16 protein-coding genes are annotated in these 18,090 nt (G+C 71.1%); 1 reads left to right on the top strand and 15 read right to left on the bottom strand.

Annotated elements, in window-relative coordinates:
- Window positions 1-392 precede the first annotated feature (392 nt).
- The 14 genes from metK to pyrR all read right to left on the bottom strand — a co-directional run bounded on the left by metK (window position 393) and on the right by pyrR (window position 16,488).
- Complete coding sequence (gene metK / locus AB0G74_RS26950; protein ID WP_361151046.1) at window positions 393-1,607, bottom strand: methionine adenosyltransferase; 1,215 nt, start codon at window positions 1,605-1,607, stop codon at window positions 393-395.
- A gap of 258 nt (window positions 1,608-1,865) precedes the next feature.
- On the bottom strand, window positions 1,866-3,119 hold the full coding sequence (gene coaBC, locus AB0G74_RS26945) for a bifunctional phosphopantothenoylcysteine decarboxylase/phosphopantothenate--cysteine ligase CoaBC (protein WP_361151044.1): 1,254 nt from the start codon (window positions 3,117-3,119) through the stop codon (window positions 1,866-1,868).
- Window positions 3,120-3,282: 163 nt separating this feature from the next.
- Window positions 3,283-3,555, bottom strand: a complete 273-nt coding sequence (rpoZ, locus tag AB0G74_RS26940) for a DNA-directed RNA polymerase subunit omega (protein ID WP_358824854.1) — start codon at window positions 3,553-3,555, stop codon at window positions 3,283-3,285.
- A 116-nt stretch (window positions 3,556-3,671) separates the two neighbouring features.
- On the bottom strand, window positions 3,672-4,244 hold the full coding sequence (gene gmk / locus AB0G74_RS26935) for a guanylate kinase (RefSeq protein ID WP_361151040.1): 573 nt from the start codon (window positions 4,242-4,244) through the stop codon (window positions 3,672-3,674).
- 61 nt (window positions 4,245-4,305) lie between these two features.
- The gene (locus tag AB0G74_RS26930) at window positions 4,306-4,629 is read right to left on the bottom strand and encodes an integration host factor (RefSeq protein ID WP_003956414.1); all 324 of its coding nucleotides are present in this window, start codon (window positions 4,627-4,629) and stop codon (window positions 4,306-4,308) included.
- A gap of 507 nt (window positions 4,630-5,136) precedes the next feature.
- Window positions 5,137-6,090 carry an IS481 family transposase gene (locus AB0G74_RS26925; protein ID WP_361151037.1) on the bottom strand — a complete coding sequence of 318 codons (954 nt, stop codon included), beginning with the start codon at window positions 6,088-6,090 and terminating at the stop codon, window positions 5,137-5,139.
- Window positions 6,091-6,221: 131 nt separating this feature from the next.
- The gene (gene pyrF, locus AB0G74_RS26920; RefSeq protein ID WP_361151035.1) at window positions 6,222-7,067 is read right to left on the bottom strand and encodes an orotidine-5'-phosphate decarboxylase; all 846 of its coding nucleotides are present in this window, start codon (window positions 7,065-7,067) and stop codon (window positions 6,222-6,224) included.
- Window positions 7,064-8,197 (bottom strand): quinone-dependent dihydroorotate dehydrogenase, encoded by a 1,134-nt coding sequence (locus tag AB0G74_RS26915; RefSeq protein WP_361151032.1) that lies wholly within the window; start codon window positions 8,195-8,197, stop codon window positions 7,064-7,066. Before AB0G74_RS26915 ends, pyrF begins: the two co-directional genes overlap by 4 nt.
- Window positions 8,198-8,291: 94 nt before the next feature.
- Window positions 8,292-11,609, bottom strand: coding sequence for a carbamoyl-phosphate synthase large subunit (gene carB / locus AB0G74_RS26910; RefSeq protein ID WP_361151029.1), 3,318 nt, complete (start codon window positions 11,607-11,609; stop codon window positions 8,292-8,294).
- A complete protein-coding gene (gene carA, locus AB0G74_RS26905; RefSeq protein WP_361151027.1) occupies window positions 11,602-12,759 on the bottom strand; it encodes a glutamine-hydrolyzing carbamoyl-phosphate synthase small subunit in 1,158 nt (385 codons plus the stop codon). The genes carB and carA overlap by 8 nt, the downstream gene beginning before the upstream one ends.
- Complete coding sequence (locus AB0G74_RS26900) at window positions 12,756-13,340, bottom strand: hypothetical protein (protein ID WP_361151024.1); 585 nt, start codon at window positions 13,338-13,340, stop codon at window positions 12,756-12,758. The genes carA and AB0G74_RS26900 overlap by 4 nt, the downstream gene beginning before the upstream one ends.
- Entirely contained in the window at window positions 13,337-14,623 is a 1,287-nt protein-coding gene (locus tag AB0G74_RS26895) for a dihydroorotase (RefSeq protein WP_361151022.1), read from the bottom strand. Before AB0G74_RS26895 ends, AB0G74_RS26900 begins: the two co-directional genes overlap by 4 nt.
- 2 nt (window positions 14,624-14,625) lie before the next feature.
- Window positions 14,626-15,621, bottom strand: a complete 996-nt coding sequence (locus tag AB0G74_RS26890) for an aspartate carbamoyltransferase catalytic subunit (RefSeq protein WP_361151019.1) — start codon at window positions 15,619-15,621, stop codon at window positions 14,626-14,628.
- Between the two features lie 291 nt (window positions 15,622-15,912).
- The gene (gene pyrR, locus AB0G74_RS26885) at window positions 15,913-16,488 is read right to left on the bottom strand and encodes a bifunctional pyr operon transcriptional regulator/uracil phosphoribosyltransferase PyrR (protein WP_361151057.1); all 576 of its coding nucleotides are present in this window, start codon (window positions 16,486-16,488) and stop codon (window positions 15,913-15,915) included.
- Window positions 16,489-16,755: 267 nt separating this feature from the next.
- Between pyrR and bldD the strand changes: the two genes are divergently transcribed.
- Complete coding sequence (gene bldD, locus AB0G74_RS26880) at window positions 16,756-17,256, top strand: transcriptional regulator BldD (RefSeq protein ID WP_017945577.1); 501 nt, start codon at window positions 16,756-16,758, stop codon at window positions 17,254-17,256.
- A 399-nt stretch (window positions 17,257-17,655) separates the two neighbouring features.
- Here the strand turns inward: bldD and nusB are convergent, their stop codons facing one another.
- Window positions 17,656-18,090 carry a transcription antitermination factor NusB gene (gene nusB, locus AB0G74_RS26875; RefSeq protein ID WP_361151017.1) on the bottom strand — a complete coding sequence of 145 codons (435 nt, stop codon included), beginning with the start codon at window positions 18,088-18,090 and terminating at the stop codon, window positions 17,656-17,658.

The following is an 18,090-nucleotide window of genomic DNA, read 5'->3' as shown; positions in this document are numbered from 1 at the left end:
GGTTGCCCTCCTCATCCCCCTCGTGGTGAGACGGGTCCCATTTTCAGGGCCAAGGAGCGGGAGAGCATTTAGGGGCGCGGGGAACTGCGCGACAAGCCACCCGCGGTCCGCAGGCCGCGGACAACATCAGGCCGCCGGGCGGGCCCGGGTACTCGGGGCGGCAACCCGGAGAGCCAAGGCGCTGGGGGTCCCCAGCGCCAAAGGCATAGGGGGCGGAACTGCGCGAACAACCACAGGCGGGGTGCGGACCGCGAACAACGTCACGCGGCAGGGCGGGCCCGGGAGCGCCAGACGCAGGGGGTGACCACAGACGGGGCGCCCGCGGCAGCGCCCGAAAAGCGCATGGCCCCGCCGCCCTGCGAGGGGCGGCGGGGGCATGGGGTGCGGGGAGATCAGAGGCCCGCGGCCTCGCGGAGCGCGGCCGTGCGGTCCGTCCGCTCCCAGGTGAAGTCCGGCAGCTCACGGCCGAAGTGCCCGTACGCCGCCGTCTGGCCGTAGATCGGCCGCAGCAGATCCAGGTCGCGGATGATCGCCGCGGGGCGCAGGTCGAAGACCGCCGAGATGGCCTGTTCGATCTTCTCGACCTCGACGGTCGCCGTGCCGAAGGTCTCCACGAAGAGACCGACGGGCTCCGCCTTGCCGATGGCGTACGCGACCTGTACCTCGCAGCGCGCCGCGAGCCCGGCGGCGACCACGTTCTTGGCGACCCAGCGCATGGCGTAGGCGGCCGAGCGGTCGACCTTGGACGGGTCCTTGCCGGAGAAGGCGCCGCCGCCATGGCGGGCCATGCCGCCGTAGGTGTCGATGATGATCTTGCGGCCGGTGAGTCCGGCGTCGCCCATGGGGCCGCCGATCTCGAACCGTCCGGTGGGGTTGACCAGCAGCCGGTAGCCGTCGGTGTCCAGCTTGATGCCGTCCTCGACGAGCTGCTTCAGCACGTGCTCGACGACGAACTCGCGGATGTCGGGTGCGAGCAGCGAGTCGAGGTCGATGTCGGAGGCGTGCTGCGAGGAGACCACGACCGTGTCGAGGCGGACGGCCTTGTCGCCGTCGTACTCGATGGTGACCTGGGTCTTGCCGTCGGGCCGCAGGTAGGGGATGGTGCCGTTCTTGCGGACCTCGGAGAGCCTGCGGGAGAGCCGGTGCGCCAGGTGGATCGGCAGCGGCATCAGCTCGGGCGTCTCGTCGCAGGCGTAGCCGAACATCAGGCCCTGGTCGCCCGCGCCCTGCTTGTCGAGGTCGTCGTCGCCGTCGGTGCCCCCGACCCGCTTCTCGTACGCCTCGTCGACGCCCTGGGCGATGTCCGGGGACTGGGCGCCGATGGAGATCGACACTCCGCAGGACGCGCCGTCGAAGCCCTTCTTCGAGGAGTCGTAGCCGATCTCCAGGATCTTGTTCCGGACCAGCGTCGGGATGTCGGCGTACGCCTTGGTCGTGACTTCGCCTGCGACGTGCACCAGGCCGGTGGTGATCAGGGTCTCGACGGCGACGCGGGACGTCGGGTCCTCCGTGAGGAGGGCGTCGAGAATGGTGTCGCTGATCTGATCGGCGATCTTGTCGGGGTGACCTTCGGTCACGGACTCCGAGGTGAAAAGACGGCGGGACACATCGCTCCCTGGGGTTGCAGCGGCTGCTGGCTGATCATTGGTGGACCGGCAGGGGGCTGCGCCCCGCGACGTTCCGCGGACCAGTTTATCCGGCACCGTCCACCGCCGGTCCACCCCGTCCCGATTCGTGAGAGCGGGGTGGTTGATCTCTGAGCTGCGGAGATGTCTTCGGCGGCGGTGATGAACGGCTGAAAATAGGGGCTCGGCGCCCCCTCTTCAGCGCGTGTCGCAGGGGTTGCCGGGGGCCGGTCCGTCTGCTCAGCCGCGTGGATCGCCGTCCAGGCGGGGCACCACCAGGTCCCACACCACATCGGCCAGGGTCTCCTTGGGGCCGTACGGAACGGGGGTCTCCGCGCCGTCGGCGGCCAGGACCACGGCCTCGTTCTGCTCGGAGCCGAAAGTTCTGCGCTCCCCGACCTCATTGACGACCAGCAGGTCGCAACCCTTGCGGCGGAGTTTCTCGCGTCCGTTGGCGAGGACGTCGTCGGTCTCGGCGGCGAAGCCGACGATCACCTGACCGGCCCGGGGCCGTTCGGCGGACAGCTCGGCGAGGACGTCGGGGTTGCGGACGAGGGCGACCGGCGCGGGCCCCTCGCCGTCCTTCTTCTTGATCTTGCCGGTGGCGTAGTCGGCGGGTCGGAAGTCGGCCACCGCGGCGGCCATCACGACGGCGTCGGCGTCGGACGCGGCGGCCAGTACGGCCTCCCGCAGCTCCCGGGCCGTGCCGACGGGCACGACGTCGACGCCCGCCGGGTCGGCCAGGGCGGTGTTCGCGGCGACCAGGGTCACCCGGGCGCCCCGGGCCGCGGCCGTGCGCGCCAGCGCGTACCCCTGCTTGCCGGAGGAGCGGTTGCCCAGGAAGCGCACCGGGTCGAGCGGCTCCCTGGTGCCTCCGGCGCTGATCACCACATGGCGGCCGGCCAGATCGGGTTCGGCGGTGCCCCGGGCGAGTACCCGGCGGCAGAGTTCGAAGATCTCCCCCGGGTCGGGCAGCCGGCCCTTGCCGGTGTCGACGCCGGTGAGCCGGCCGACGGCGGGCTCCACGACGACGGCGCCCCGGCGGCGGAGCACGGCCACGTTCTCCCGGGTCGCCGGGTGCTCCCACATCTCGGTATGCATGGCGGGCACGAAGACCACCGGACAGCGGGCGGTGAGCAGGGTGTTCGTCAGCAGATCACCGGCGAGGCCGTGGGCGGCCTTGGCCAGCAGGTCGGCGGTGGCGGGGGCGACGACGACCAGGTCGGCGCGCTGTCCGATCCGTACGTGCGGCACCTCGTGGACATCGGTCCACACCTCGGTGGAGACCGGATGGCCCGAGAGGGCGGCCCAGGTGGGGGCGCCGACGAATTCCAGGGCGGAGGCGGTGGGCACGACCCGGACGTCGTGGCCCGACTCGGTGAGTCTGCGGAGCAGCTCACACGCCTTGTAGGCGGCGATGCCCCCGCTGACCCCCAGGACGACTCGCGGCTTCCGCGACGCTCCCGGACTCTCCGGCGCACCCGGCTCGGCCATTGCCTCTCCCCACTCTCGGCTGTCACTGCCGCGACGCGCCCGGCTCTCCACGCCCCGCGGCACTCCCTATGACACACCACGGGCCCGGCGGTGTTCCCGCCGGGCCCGGTGATGGATGTCGCGTCCGGCCGGCGAGGCCGGTCGGGTGATGCGGTGGGTCGCGTCAGTTGGTCGCGCCCTCGACCGCCTCGGAGGTCAGCAGACCCGCGTTGATCTCGCGCAGCGCGATCGAGAGGGGCTTCTCGTGGACGTGGGTGTCGACGAGCGGGCCGACGTACTCGAGCAGGCCCTCACCGAGCTGCGAGTAGTACGCGTTGATCTGACGCGCCCGCTTGGCCGCGTAGATCACGAGGCTGTACTTCGAGTCCGTGGCCTCGAGCAGCTCGTCGATCGGCGGGTTGATGATGCCCTCGGGCGCAGTGATGGAAGAGGACACGCTCTACCTTCCGAAAGAGGGATAAAACCGGAGACAAACAGAAAACATGTGGTGTGCGGCGGGGTCGCGGGTGACCGCGGCCGTTTGCCGGGTCCGACGGGAATCGCGGGAGGCGATCACTTGTCGGAAGACACCGCCATCAAGGCTAGCAGCTCACGCGCCACGTCCTCGACGGAGGTGTTGACCAGGGTCGTGTCGAACTCGGACTCGGCGGCCAGCTCGACCCGGGCGGCGGCCAGCCGCTCCTCGATCACTTCGGCCGACTCGGTGCCCCGGCCGGTGAGCCTGCGGACCAGCTCGTCCCAGCTCGGCGGGGCCAGGAAGACCAGCCGGGAGTCCGCCATGGACTCCTTGACCTGCCGGGCGCCCTGGAGGTCGATCTCCAGGAGGACGGGCTCACCCGCCTCCAGGCGGTCCAGTACGGCCCCGCGCGGGGTGCCGTACCGGTTGCCCGCGAAGGTCGCCCACTCCAGCAGCTCGCCATTGGCGATCAGCTTGTCGAATTCGTCGTCGGAGACGAAGAAGTACTGGACGCCGTGACGCTCGCCGGGGCGGGGCTTTCTGGTGGTGGCCGACACCGAGAGCCAGACCTCGGGGTGGACCTTGCGCATATGCGCGACGACCGTGCTCTTGCCGACCCCCGAGGGGCCGGAGAGCACGGTCAGCCGCGGACGTACCTCTGCTGCCATGCAGCGATTATCCCGGTTCTCCGGGGTGCCCGGGACCGCCGCCCCGGACACCGGGAGACGATCAGGCGGGGCCGCCGCCGAACTCGCGCTCCAGGGACGCGATCTGGTTGGAACCGAGGCCGCGCACCCGGCGGCTCTCGGAGATGCCGAGCCGCTCCATGATCTGCTTGGCGCGGACCTTGCCGACGCCGGGCAGGGACTCCAGCAGTGCGGAGACCTTCATCTTGCCGATGACGTCGTTCTCCTGGCCCTGCTTGATGACCTCGTGGAGCGAGGCCCCGGAGTGCTTGAGTCGATTCTTGACCTCGGCCCGCTCCCGGCGAGCCGCGGCGGCCTTTTCGAGCGCGGCTGCGCGCTGTTCAGGGGTAAGGGGCGGAAGAGCCACGCCTACGTCACCTCGGATGTCGAACTGTCGGATACGGACCGGTGAGGAACCTAGTCGCCCCACACCAGGCGAGCAACGAGCAACGCAGTGCTCGTGCCGCTCTTCGACGGAGACTAGCGGGCCGCACCGCTCCAGTCAGCGAGAACAGACGAAAAGTCCTGGTCAGCATCGACCGACCAGGACTTTTACGACATAACGACCGGGTTTTGCGTCAAGTTTCTGTCAACTCGATGTGAGGACGGGATTTCCGGGCGGCACACCCGTCCCTTCCGACAAAGCCGCTGGTCAGTACATCTATGCCCGGGGCGGTCACCGGCGGGCCGCCCCGGGCGAGGGCGTGTTGCGAAAGTGGCGCCGTCCGCCCGAAGGGCGGGGCCCGCGGCGTCCGGTGCGTGCAATCGCAAGGCGGAGGGTCGCCCTCGTACTGGACGTACTTGGGCGATTCCGACAACGCGGCGAGTGTGCGTGCCGGGCGTCGCGGGCCAGGCGGGACTTTCGCAACACGCCCTAGGTGTATTGCCCTGTGAGGTTGGGGACGCGGCTGGTGGGTGGTTTGCCTGCGAGTGCGGTGTGTCCGCGGTGGTGATTGTAGGTGTGGAGCCACTGCGGGAACGCTGCCCGGCGTTCTGCTTCTGACTGGTAGGGGCGGGCGTAGGCCCATTCGTCGAGCAGGGTGCGGTTGAGGCGTTCGACTTTGCCGTTGGTCTGGGGTCGGTAGGGCCGGGTTCGCTTGTGGGTGATCCCGGCCGCTGCCAGGGTGTCGCGCCAGGCGTGGGATTTGTAGCAGGCGCCGTTGTCGGTCAGGACGCGTTCGACGGTGATCCCGGCCTCGGTGAAGTATGCGTGGGCGCGGGTCCAGAAGGTGGTGGCGGTGTCCTTCTTCTCGTCGGGCAGGATTTCGCTGTAGGCGAGGCGGGAGTGGTCGTCGACGGCGGTGTGGATGTAGCTGTATCCGGCCCCGGAGCGGGTTTTCCGCCCGGCCTGGCGGCCCAGTGCCTTGTGGCCTCCGCCGTCGGGGATGTTGCCGAGTTTCTTGATGTCGACGTGGACGAGTTCGCCGGGGCGGTCGCGTTCGTAGCGGCGTATGACCCGTCCGGTGGCCCGGTCGAGGTGGGACAGGCGGGCCAGCCGGTAGCGGGTCAGGACCCGGTGGACGGTCGAGGGCACCAGACCCAGGAGGTGGGCGATGCGGGCCGGTCCCCACCGGCGCAGGACACGGACTTTGATGATCCGGCGCTCGGTCCGGTCCGGGGTCCGGCGGGGGCTGTGGTGCGGGCGGGACGACCGGTCAGCCATCCCGGCCTCGCCCAGCACCCGATAGCGGCCGGCCCACCGCTGAGCTGTGGTCGGCGAGACCTGGAAACGTTCGGCGGCCCGCCGCAGTGGCCAGCCGTCCTCGACCACGCACCGGGCCAGGCGAAGACGTCCGGTCTCGGTCAGGGGTGCATTACGGTGGGGCATGAGGGCCTTCTGTCGTTCGGTGGAGATGTCGCAATCCACACCGAACCCGGGAGGCCCTCGCCCATTCAAGACCCCACAGCCGAGACCTCGCTCACCCGTCCACAACCTCCCGGGGCAATACACCTAGGGCGTCAGACCGCCGCGACGGCCGCCCGGCACTCCTCCGCGTAGCGCGCCGCCGCCGCCCGCAGGTCGGCCGGATCCGGACCCTGACGGAGTACGCCCCGGCTGACACTCGGCACCACCTGGCGGACCGCGGCGCCGAAGACCCGCGGCAGATCGGCCGGGGTCGCGCCCTGGGCACCGATGCCCGGGGCGAGCAGCGGGCCGTTGATCGCCAAGTCCACCCCGGCGTCGGCGAGGGTGGCGCCGACCACCGCGCCGACCGAGCCCATCGGGTCGGCTCCGGCGTTCTCGGCGGCCATGTGGTCCAGCATCACCTGGGCCAGCGGACGGCCGTCGGCGGCGGTGGCCCGCTGGACCTCGGCCCCCTCCGGGTTGGAGGTCAGGGCCAGCACGAACACCCCGGCACCGGCGGCCCGGGCGGCGTCCAGCGCCGGGCGCAGGGAGCCGAAGCCCAGATACGGGGAGACGGTGACGGCGTCCGAGAAGAGCGGCGACGCCGGGTCGAGGAAGGCCGAGGCGTAGGCGGCCATGGTGGAGCCGATGTCGCCCCGCTTGGCGTCCATCAGGACCAGCGCGCCCGCGGCCCTGGCCTCCTCGACGGTCTTCTCCAGCACCGCGACGCCCCGCGAGCCGAACCGCTCGTAGAAGGCGGCCTGCGGCTTGAGGACGGCGACCCGGTCGGCGAGCGCCTCGACCGCGGTCCGGGAGAACCGCTCCAGGCCCGCCACGTCGTCGTTCAGTCCCCACTCGGTGAGCAGCGACGCATGGGGGTCGATCCCGACGCAGAGGGGGCCCCGGTCGTCCATGGCGGCCCGCAGCCGGGCGCCGAAGGGGGTGGTTCCGGCGGTCATGCGGCCTGCTCCTGATCCCCGGTGGTCCCGGTGGCGGCGGTACGGACATCGGCGCCGACGGCCTCGGCGAGGGTGGCGTACGGGCTGTCCGCCAGCCGGGCCGCGAGGCCCCGGTGGATCGCCCGGCTCCAGAAGGGGCCCTGGTAGACGAAGGCGCTGTAGCCCTGGACCAGGGTGGCCCCGGCGAGGATCCGCTGCCAGGCGTCCTCGGCGGTCTCGACACCGCCGACGCCGACCAGGGTGATCCGGTCGCCGACCCGGGCATAGAGCCGCCGCAGGACCTCCAGGGACCGCTCCTTGAGCGGGGCGCCGGAGAGTCCGCCGGTCTCGGCGGTCAGCTCCGCCGGGGAGAGCAGGCCCTCGCGGGCGATGGTGGTGTTGGTGGCGATGATGCCGTCCAGGCCGAGTTCGACCGCGAGGTCGGCGACGGCGTCGACGTCCTCGTCGGCCAGATCGGGGGCGATCTTGACCAGCAGCGGGACCCGGCGCCGGGTCTCGGTCCGGTCGGCGGCCTCGCGTACGGCGGTCAGCAGGGGCCGCAGTGCCTCGGTGGCCTGCAGATTCCGCAGTCCGGGGGTGTTGGGCGAGGAGACGTTCACCACGAGATAGTCGGCGTGCCGGGCGAGCCGCTCGGTGGAGGTGACGTAGTCGGCGACGGCCTCCGCCTCGGGGACGATCTTGGTCTTGCCGATATTGACGCCGACGACGGTACGGAAGACCTCGCGCCGCTCCCCCAGCCGCCGGGCGACCTCGGCGGAGCCGTCGTTGTTGAAGCCCATCCGGTTGATCAGGGCCCGGTCGGCGACCAGCCGGAAGAGCCGCTGCTTCGGGTTGCCGGGCTGGGCCAGCGCGGTGACCGTACCGATCTCCACATGGTCGAAGCCGAGCATCGCCAGGCCGTCGATCCCGGCGGCGTTCTTGTCGAAGCCCGCCGCGAGTCCGAAGGGGCCGTGCATCCGCAGGCCGAGGGCCTCGGTGCGCAGCTCCTCGTGGCGGGGGGCGAGTACGGCGGCGGCGTAGGTGCGCAGTACCGGGATCCGGGCCAGCAGCCGGATCCAGCGGAAGGCCAGGTGGTGGGCGGCCTCGGGGTCCATCCGCTTGAAGAAGAGGTTGAAGAAGAGCTGGTACATGGGGTGTGGGGTCCTCGGTCCTGAAGGAGGGGCGGCCTGGGGCGGTCATGAGGAGGGGGACACCGTGTCGTCGGTGTCCCCCTCGTCGGATCCGCTAGTCGCGCGCCGCGGTCAGTTGTTCCGCGTGTTCCTGGAGGGAGCGGACTCCGACGTCGCCGCGGTTGAGCGCGTCGATGCCCTGGACGGCCGCGGCGAGGGCCTGGACCGTGGTGAGGCAGGGGACGGCGCGGGCGACGGCCGCGGTCCTGATGTCGTAGCCGTCGAGGCGGCCCCCGGTGCCGTACGGGGTGTTGACGATCAGATCGACCTCGCCGTCGTGGATCAGCTGGACGATGGTCTTCTCGCCGTTCGGCCCCTCGCCCTCGCTCTGCTTGCGGACGACGGTGGCGTTGAGGCCGTTCCGCTTGAGTACCTCGGCGGTGCCGGAGGTGGCGAGGAGCTCGAAGCCGTGGGCGACCAGCTCGCGGGCCGGGAAGATCATCGAACGCTTGTCGCGGTTGGCGACCGAGATGAAGGCCCGGCCCTTGGTGGGCAGCGGCCCGTAGGCGCCCGCCTGCGACTTGGCGTAGGCCGTGCCGAAGACGGAATCGATGCCCATGACCTCGCCGGTGGAGCGCATCTCGGGGCCGAGGACGGTGTCCACCCCGCGGCCGTGGATGTCCCGGAACCGGGACCACGGCATCACGGCCTCCTTGACCGAGATCGGGGCGTCCATCGGCAGGGTGCCGCCGTCGCCGGTGGCGGGCAGCAGGCCCTCGGCGCGGAGTTCGGCGACGGTGGCGCCGAGCGAGATCCGGGCGGCGGCCTTGGCCAGCGGTACGGCGGTGGCCTTGGAGGTGAAGGGGACCGTACGGGAGGCCCGGGGGTTGGCCTCCAGGACGTAGAGGATGTCCCCGGCCATGGCGAACTGGATGTTGATCAGTCCGCGGACGCCGACACCGCGGGCGATGGCCTCGGTGGAGGCGCGCAGCCGCTTGATGTCGAAGCCGCCGAGGGTGATCGGGGGCAGCGCGCAGGCGGAGTCGCCGGAGTGGATGCCGGCTTCCTCGATGTGCTCCATGACGCCGCCGAGGTACAGCTCGTGGCCGTCGTAGAGGGCGTCGACGTCGATCTCGATGGCGTCGTCGAGGAAGCGGTCGACCAGGACCGGCCGGGTGGGGCTGATCTCGGTGGACTCGGCGATGTACGACTCCAGCCGGGCCTCCTCGTACACGATCTCCATCCCGCGTCCGCCGAGGACGTAGCTGGGGCGGACCAGGACCGGGTAGCCGATCTCGTCGGCGATGGCCTTGGCCTCGGCGAAGGTGGTGGCGGTGCCGTGCTTGGGGGCGGGGAGTCCGGCCTCCTTGAGGACCCGGCCGAAGGCGCCGCGGTCCTCGGCGGCGTGGATGGCCTCCGGGGAGGTGCCGACGACGGGGACGCCGTTGTCCTTGAGGGCCTGGGCGAGGCCGAGCGGAGTCTGGCCGCCGAGCTGGACGACGACTCCGGCGATCGGTCCGGCCTGGGCCTCGGCGTGCACGATCTCCAGTACGTCCTCCAGGGTGAGCGGCTCGAAGTAGAGCCGGTCGGAGGTGTCGTAGTCGGTGGAGACGGTCTCGGGGTTGCAGTTGACCATCACGGTCTCGTAGCCCGCGTCGCTGAGCGCGAAGGAGGCGTGGACGCAGGAGTAGTCGAACTCGATGCCCTGGCCGATCCGGTTGGGGCCGGAGCCCAGGATGATCACGGCGGGCTTCTCGCGCGGGGCGACCTCGGTCTCCTCGTCGTACGAGGAGTAGAAGTACGGGGTCCGGGCGGCGAACTCGGCGGCGCAGGTGTCGACGGTCTTGTAGACCGGGCGGATGCCGAGGGCGTGCCGGACCTCGCGGACGATGTCCTCGCGCAGGCCGCGGATCCCGGCGATCTGGGCGTCCGAGAAGCCGTGCCGCTTGGCCTCGGCCAGCAGTTCGGGCGTCAGCTCGTCGGCGGCGGCCAGTTCGTCCGCGTACTCCTTGATCAGGAAGAGCTGGTCGACGAACCAGGGGTCGATCCGGGTGGCGTCGAAGACCTCGCCGGGGGTGGCCCCGGCGCGGATGGCGGCCATCACGGTGTTGATCCGGCCGTCGGTGGGACGGACGGCCTCGCGCAGCAGCTCCGCCTTGTCGCCGAGGTCGGCGACGGGGGTGGCGAAGTCGAACTGGCTGCCCTTCTTCTCCAGGGACCGCAGGGCCTTCTGGAGGGCCTCGGTGAAGTTGCGGCCGATGGCCATGGCCTCGCCGACCGACTTCATGGTGGTGGTGAGGGTGGCGTCGGCGGAGGGGAACTTCTCGAAGGCGAACCGGGGGGCCTTGACCACGACGTAGTCGAGGGTGGGCTCGAAGGACGCCGGGGTCTGCTCGGTGATGTCGTTGGGGATCTCGTCCAGCGTGTAGCCGACGGCCAGCTTGGCGGCGATCTTGGCGATCGGGAAGCCGGTGGCCTTGGAGGCGAGCGCGGAGGAGCGGGAGACCCGGGGGTTCATCTCGATGACGATGATCCGGCCGTCGTCGGGGTCGACGGCGAACTGGATGTTGCAGCCGCCGGTGTCGACGCCGACCTCGCGGATGATCGCGATACCGATGTCGCGGAGCCGCTGGTACTCGCGGTCGGTGAGGGTCATCGCCGGGGCGACGGTGATGGAGTCGCCGGTGTGGACGCCCATCGGGTCGAAGTTCTCGATCGAGCAGACGACCACGACGTTGTCGTTCTTGTCGCGCATCAGCTCCAGCTCGTACTCCTTCCAGCCGAGGATGGACTCCTCCAGGAGTACCTCGGTGGTCGGGGAGAGCGTGAGGCCCTGTCCGGCGATCCGGCGCAGTTCCTCCTCGTCGTGGGCGAAGCCGGAGCCGGCGCCGCCCATGGTGAAGGAGGGGCGGACCACGACGGGGTAGCCGCCGAGGGTGTCGACGCCCTTGATGACGTCGTCCATGGAGTGGCAGATCACCGAGCGGGCGGACTCGCCGTGGCCGGTCTTGGCCCGGACGGCCTCGACGACGCCCTTGAAGAGGTCGCGGTCCTCGCCCTTGTTGATGGCTTCCACATTGGCGCCGATGAGTTCGACGCCGTACTTCTCCAGAACGCCCTGCTCGTGCATGGAGATCGCGGTGTTGAGGGCCGTCTGGCCGCCGAGGGTGGGCAGCAGCGCGTCGGGGCGCTCCTTGGCGATGATCTTCTCGACGAACTCGGGGGTGATCGGCTCGACGTAGGTGGCGTCGGCGATCTCCGGGTCGGTCATGATCGTGGCGGGGTTGGAGTTGACCAGGATCACCCGCAGGCCCTCGGCCTTGAGGACGCGGCATGCCTGGGTGCCGGAGTAGTCGAACTCGGCGGCCTGGCCGATGACGATCGGGCCCGAGCCGATGACCAGGACGGACTGGATGTCGGTGCGCTTAGGCACGCTGGCCCTCCATCAGGGTGACGAAGCGGTCGAACAGGTAGGCGGCGTCGTGCGGACCCGCTGCCGCTTCGGGGTGGTACTGGACGCTGAAGGCCGGCCGGTCGAGGAGCCGCAGCCCCTCCACCACGTCGTCGTTGAGACAGACGTGGGAGACCTCGGCCCGGCCGTAGGGGGTGTCGGAGACGGTGTCGAGGGGCGCGTCGACGGCGAAGCCGTGGTTGTGGGCGGTGACCTCGACCTTGCCCGTCGTACGGTCCTGGACGGGCTGGTTGATGCCGCGGTGGCCGTACTTCAGCTTGTAGGTGCCGAAGCCGAGGGCGCGGCCGAGGAGCTGGTTGCCGAAGCAGATCCCGAAGAGGGGGGTCTTCTTCTCCAGCACCGCCCTGACGACGGTGAGGTCGGCGGTGGCGGGGTCGCCGGGGCCGTTGGAGAGGAAGACTCCGTCGGGTCCGCCGGGGGCGACCGCGTACACCTCGTCGACCGTGGCGGTGGCGGGCAGGACGTGGACCTCTATGCCGCGTTCGGCCATCAGGGCCGGGGTCATGCCCTTGATCCCGAGGTCGAGGGCGGCGACGGTGAACCGCTTCTCGCCGACCGCGGGGACGACGTACGTCTCGGTGGTGGCGACCTCGGCGGAGAGGTCGGCGCCGGTCATCTGGGGGGCTTCCTTGACCCGGGCGAGCAGGGCGGCGTCGTCGGCGAGGGCGTCGCCGGAGAAGATGCCGACCCGCATGGCGCCGCGCTCGCGCAGATGGCGGGTGAGGGCGCGGGTGTCGATGCCGCTGATGCCGACGACGCCCTGGGCGGTCAGCTCCTCGTCGAGGCCGCGGCGGGAGCGCCAGTTGGAGGGGGTCCGGGCGGGGTCGCGGACCACATATCCGGCGACCCAGATCTTCCGGGACTCGTCGTCCTCGTCGTTGACCCCGGTATTGCCGACGTGGGGGGCGGTCATGACGACGACCTGGCGGTGGTACGAGGGGTCGGTCAGGGTCTCCTGGTATCCGGTCATCCCGGTGTTGAACACCGCTTCGCCGAAGGTCTCCCCCACGGCCCCGTAGGCACGGCCGCGGAAGGTGCGGCCGTCCTCCAGGACGAGTACGGCGGGAGCCGTGGTCCGCCGTGCGGCGGCTCCCCTGGTGGAGGTGGTCATCGTGCGCCTTCCGTCGTGGTGATCAGGTTGTTCAGGGTGGCGACCCAGTCGTTGTGCTCGGCGGCCCGGTCGGAGCGGAAGCCGGAGTCGATCAGCGTGCCGCCGTGCTCCCAGGTGAGGACGAGCAGTCCGCCCTCGGCGAGGACCTTTCCGGCGATGCCCTTGTCGAGGCGGGCCTCGCGCAGGGCGGCCCGGGGGATGTGGAAGTCGCGGGCCCCGGGGCGTACCACATCGAGTCCGGCCTCGGTGAGGGTCAGCTCGACCCGGCTGCGGACGCCCAGGCCGTGGGCGACGATCCGGTCGAGCCACTGTCCGGCGGTGGTGGAGCCGTGGTAGCGGCCTTCGAGGACGGCGAGCGGGGTACCGCCGTCGCCGGTCACCGGCGACGGCTCGGGGAGGTCCGACTGGAGGCTGCCGCGCCACTTCCAGCCCTGGCGCATCAGCCAGTAGACCAGGGCGACGAAGAGCAGCAGTCCGACGACCCAGCCGATCCGGGCGGCCCAGTCGGTGACCTCCGCGGATTTGCGTTCTTCGGCCGCGAGGATCTCGATGCCCGCTGCGATGGTGGTGAGAGTTGTCACGTCAGCTTCCCGTCGACGACCGTTGCCCGGCCCCGCAGGAAGGTGTGGGTGACGCGTCCCGGCAGCTCGAGGCCCCGGTAGGGGGTGTTTCGGCTGCGGGAGGCGAAGTCCGCGGGGTCCACGGTCCCACGGTATGCCGGATCGACCAGGACCAGGTTGGCGGGCTCACCGGAGGCGACGGGACGGCCGTGTCCTTCGAGGCGGCCGATCCGGGCGGGCCGGAAGGACATCCGGTCGGCGACCCCGGCCCAGTCGAGCAGTCCGGTCTCGACCATCGTCTCCTGGACGACGGAGAGCGCGGTCTCCAGACCGACCATGCCCATGGCCGCGGCGCCCCACTCGCAGTCCTTGTCCTCGTGGGGGTGGGGGGCGTGGTCGGTGGCGACACAGTCGATGGTGCCGTCGGCCAGCGCCTCACGCAGGGCCATCACGTCGTTGGCGGTGCGCAGCGGCGGGTTGACCTTGTAGACCGGGTCGTAGCTGCGGACCAGCTCGTCGGTGAGGAGCAGGTGGTGCGGGGTGACCTCGGCGGTCACGTCCCAGCCCTTGGACTTGGCCCAGCGGACGATCTCCACGGATCCGGCGGTGGAGAGGTGGCAGATGTGGACCCGGGAGCCGACGTGCGCGGCGAGCAGGACGTCCCGGGCGATGATCGATTCCTCGGCGACGGCGGGCCAGCCGCCGAGTCCGAGTTCGGCGGAGACGACGCCCTCGTTCATCTGGGCGCCCTCGGTGAGCCGGGGCTCCTGGGCGTGCTGGGCGACGACCCCGTCGAACGCCTTCACGTACTCCAGGGCGCGGCGCATGATCACGGCGTCGTCGACGCACTTGCCGTCGTCGGAGAAGACGGTGACCCCGGCGGCGGAGTCGTGCATGGCGCCCAGCTCGGCGAGCTGCTTGCCCTCCAGGCCGACGGTGACGGCGCCGACGGGCCGTACGTCGCAGTAGCCGGACTCCTTGCCGAGCCGGTAGACCTGCTCGACCACGCCGGCGGTGTCGGCGACGGGGAAGGTGTTGGCCATGGCGTGGACGGCGGTGTAGCCGCCGACGGCCGCGGCGCGGGTGCCGGTGAGGACGGTCTCGGAGTCCTCGCGGCCGGGCTCCCGCAGATGGGTGTGGAGGTCGACCAGACCGGGCAGCAGGATCTTTCCGGCGGCTTCGACGACGGTGGCGTCGCCGGGCTCGATCGTGTCGGCGACGGCGCTGATCGTCGCGCCGTCGATCAGGACGTCCTGCGGCTCCCCGCCGAGTACCCGCGCGCCGCGAATCAGGATCTTGCTCATGGTTACTTGGTCTCCTCGGTACGGGCGGTCTCGGTACGGGCGGCGGGGGCGGCGGACTCGTTGCCGCCGAGCAGCAGATAGAGCACCGCCATCCGGATGGACACCCCGTTGGCGACCTGTTCCACGGCGGTGCAGCGGTCGGAGTCGGCGACCTGTGCGGTGATCTCCATACCCCGGTTCATCGGTCCGGGGTGCATCACGACGGAGTGTTCCGGCATCCGGGCCATCCGGTCGCCGTCCAGGCCGTAGCGGCGGGCGTACTCGCGCTCGGTGGGGAAGAAGGCGGCGTTCATCCGCTCGCGCTGGACCCGGAGCATCATCACCGCGTCGGACTTGGGCAGTACGGAGTCGAGGTCGTAGGAGACCTCGCAGGGCCAGCTGTCGACCCCGATCGGGACCAGGGTCGGCGGGGCGACCAGGGTGACCTGGGCGCCGAGGGTGTGGAGCAGCAGCACATTGGAGCGGGCGACCCGGCTGTGCAGTACGTCGCCGACGATGGTGATCCGGCGTCCGGCGAGGTCGCGGCCCATTCCGGTGTCGCGGCCGACCAGTCGGCGGCGCATGGTGAAGGCGTCGAGGAGGGCCTGGGTGGGGTGCTCGTGGGTGCCGTCTCCGGCGTTGACGACCGAGCCGTCGATCCAGCCGGAGTTGGCCAGCCGGTAGGGCGCGCCGGAGGCGTGGTGGCGGATGACGACCGCGTCGGCGCCCATCGCCTCCAGGGTGAGGGCGGTGTCCTTGAGGGATTCGCCCTTGGAGACGGAGGATCCCTTGGCGGAGAAGTTGATGACGTCGGCGGAGAGCCGCTTGGCGGCGGCCTCGAAGGAGATCCGGGTCCGGGTCGAGTCCTCGAAGAAGAGGTTGACCACGGTACGGCCGCGGAGGGTGGGCAGCTTCTTGATCGGCCGGTCGGCGACGCGGGCCATCTCCTCGGCGGTGTCGAGGATGAGGACGGCGTCGTCCCGCGTGAGATCGGCGGCCGAGATGAGGTGGTGCTTCATCTGGGTGGGCTCCGGTGGGTCGGCTCGGGTCGGCACGTTCGGCGTACGGGGGCACGCCGCCGCGTTCGGGGTGCCGGGGCGCACGGGGGCGCCCGGACGCCGCTCGGGGGGGCGTACGGGGCGAGGGCTAGTGCTGTGACCGGAAAGGTTCACCGGCCCGCGACGTCCGGCACGGCACTTCGCCGCGTTGTCGGACCACGCAAGTACGTCCAGTACGAGCCGTGGACCTCCGCCTTGCGACGCACCGCACCGAACGCCGCGGGCCCACGGCAAACCTTTCCGGTCACAGCACTAGGCGTCGGTGTCGCGGACGCCGAGCAGGACGGTGTCGCGGCCGTCCTCCTCGGAGAGGAGCACCTTCACGGTCTCGCGGAGCGACGTGGGCAGGTTCTTGCCCACGTAGTCGGCGCGGATGGGCAGCTCGCGGTGGCCCCGGTCGACCAGGACGGCGAGCTGGACCGCGCGGGGGCGGCCGATGTCGCCGAGGGCGTCGAGCGCGGCGCGGATGGTGCGGCCGGAGAAGAGCACGTCGTCGACGAGGACGACCAGCCGGCCGTCGATCCCGTCGCCGGGGATCTCGGTCCTGGCCAGCGCGCGGGCGGGCCGCATCCGCAGGTCGTCGCGGTACATGGTGATGTCGAGGGAGCCGACCGGCACGGGGCGGCCGGTGATCTGCTCCAGCTTTCCGGCCAGTCTGCGGGCGAGGAAGACGCCGCGGGTGGGGATGCCGAGGAGCACCACGTCGTCGGCGCCCTTGGCGCGTTCGACGATCTCGTGGGCGATCCGGGTCAGCACCCGGGCTATGTCGGGTGCCTCCAGTACGGGGCGGGCCGTGTCGGCGCCGCCTGCGTGGCTGTTCGTGTCCATGGCTGACATGGAGAAACAGACCTCCTTCTCCGCCTCACGGGACGGACCTTAAAGGACGTCGGATAGTGCGTCCCCTACCGTACCAGGGCCATTCGGGGGAACCCCGCGGGGCCCGGTCCGGACCAGGGGCGATGCGCGTTGTGATCATGACAGGCCACCGGTCTGGACCCGTTCGGCTTGACGCCCCCGAATCACGCTGCGTAACCTCACAGTGAGTCACCAGCAGCGCGGCGGAGCCGCACGTTGTCCCAGCGTCCCGGGAGCTATATGTCCAGCGAATACGCAAAGCAGCTCGGGGCCAAGCTCCGCGCCATCCGTACGCAGCAGGGCCTGTCCCTCCACGGCGTGGAGGAGAAGTCCCAGGGCCGCTGGAAGGCCGTGGTGGTCGGCTCGTACGAGCGCGGCGACCGCGCTGTGACGGTCCAGCGCCTGGCCGAGCTGGCGGACTTCTACGGCGTCCCCGTGCAGGAACTGCTGCCGGGCACGACGCCGGGCGGAGCCGCCGAGCCGCCGCCGAAGCTCGTGCTCGACCTGGAGCGGCTGGCGCACGTCCCGGCCGAGAAGGCGGGCCCCCTCCAGCGGTACGCGGCCACGATCCAGTCCCAGCGGGGCGACTACAACGGCAAGGTGCTGTCGATCCGCCAGGACGACCTGCGCACCCTCGCCGTGATCTACGACCAGTCGCCGTCGGTCCTCACCGAGCAGCTGATCAGCTGGGGCGTGCTGGACGCGGACGCGCGTCGCGCGGTCGCCCACGAGGAGGGCTGAGCGGAGCGGCCGGAGGCCGTTTCGCGCCGGTCGGGTCCCGTGCCGAACGGGTGGGCCGTCGAAGAATCGTCACGCCGTGGGGCGGGACGCCCGGAAGGGTGTCCCGCCCTTCGCCGTTCCCGGGGCCATGCCAGGAGCCGCCCGACCGGGTGCCGCCGATGCCGTACGGGCCCGTACGGCGGCCGTTCCCGTACGCGTACGGCCGTGGCCGCCCGGACTGCGGCGGACCGGCGCAGGCGGGCGCCCACGGGCTCGGCCCGCCCCGTAGCCCGGGGGCCGCTCCCCCGCGTACGGGAAGAGATCCGGCCGCCGCGCGGAGCACCGCGGACATGCCACGGGCCCGGGGCCCGGACCGAGATGGTCCGGGCCCCGGGCCCGTAAAACGGCCGGTCCGTCGCCTCAGGCGCCGTCGCGCCGCAGGGAGGGCTTCAGCTCCTTGAAACGGCCCAGCAGGCCGTTGACGAACGACGGCGAGTCGTCGGTGGAGAACTCCTTGGCGAGCTGTACCGCCTCGTCTATCACCACGGCGTCCGGCGTCTCGTCCACCCAGACCAGCTCATAGGCGCCGAGCCGGATGATGTTCCGGTCGACCACCGGCATCCGGTCGAGGTCCCAGTCGGTGGCGTAGGTCGAGATCAGCTCGTCGATCCGGGTCGCGTAACCCTCGTAACCCTCGACCAGCTGCATCGTGTACTCGTTGACCGGCGGCTGCCGGTCGTCGGTCCGTCCGTGCCGGATCCAGTCGGCGAGCACCGTACGCGCGGGCACACCCCGCTGGTCGGCCTCGAAGAGGATCTGGAAGGCGCGCTTACGGGCCTTGCTGCGAGCGGACAC

The organism is Streptomyces sp. NPDC020875 (genome assembly GCF_040641415.1).
Lineage (GTDB): Bacteria > Actinomycetota > Actinomycetes > Streptomycetales > Streptomycetaceae > Streptomyces.
This window is presented reverse-complemented; position numbering and strand designations above follow the sequence as displayed.

Bases quoted from the DNA above. Each gene is read 5' to 3' on its own strand.
- AB0G74_RS26915 (WP_361151032.1), bottom strand. From the start codon at position 8,197: ATGTACCAGCTCTTCTTCAACCTCTTCTTCAAGCGGATGGACCCCGAG.
- AB0G74_RS26895 (WP_361151022.1), bottom strand. From the start codon at position 14,623: ATGAGCAAGATCCTGATTCGCGGCGCGCGGGTACTCGGCGGGGAGCCG.
- coaBC (WP_361151044.1), bottom strand. From the start codon at position 3,119: ATGGCCGAGCCGGGTGCGCCGGAGAGTCCGGGAGCGTCGCGGAAGCCG.
- pyrR (WP_361151057.1), bottom strand. From the start codon at position 16,488: ATGGACACGAACAGCCACGCAGGCGGCGCCGACACGGCCCGCCCCGTA.
- gmk (WP_361151040.1), bottom strand. From the start codon at position 4,244: ATGGCAGCAGAGGTACGTCCGCGGCTGACCGTGCTCTCCGGCCCCTCG.
- AB0G74_RS26890 (WP_361151019.1), bottom strand. From the start codon at position 15,621: ATGAAGCACCACCTCATCTCGGCCGCCGATCTCACGCGGGACGACGCC.
- carA (WP_361151027.1), bottom strand. From the start codon at position 12,759: ATGACCACCTCCACCAGGGGAGCCGCCGCACGGCGGACCACGGCTCCC.
- AB0G74_RS26925 (WP_361151037.1), bottom strand. From the start codon at position 6,090: ATGCCCCACCGTAATGCACCCCTGACCGAGACCGGACGTCTTCGCCTG.
- bldD (WP_017945577.1), top strand. From the start codon at position 16,756: ATGTCCAGCGAATACGCAAAGCAGCTCGGGGCCAAGCTCCGCGCCATC.
- pyrF (WP_361151035.1), bottom strand. From the start codon at position 7,067: ATGACCGCCGGAACCACCCCCTTCGGCGCCCGGCTGCGGGCCGCCATG.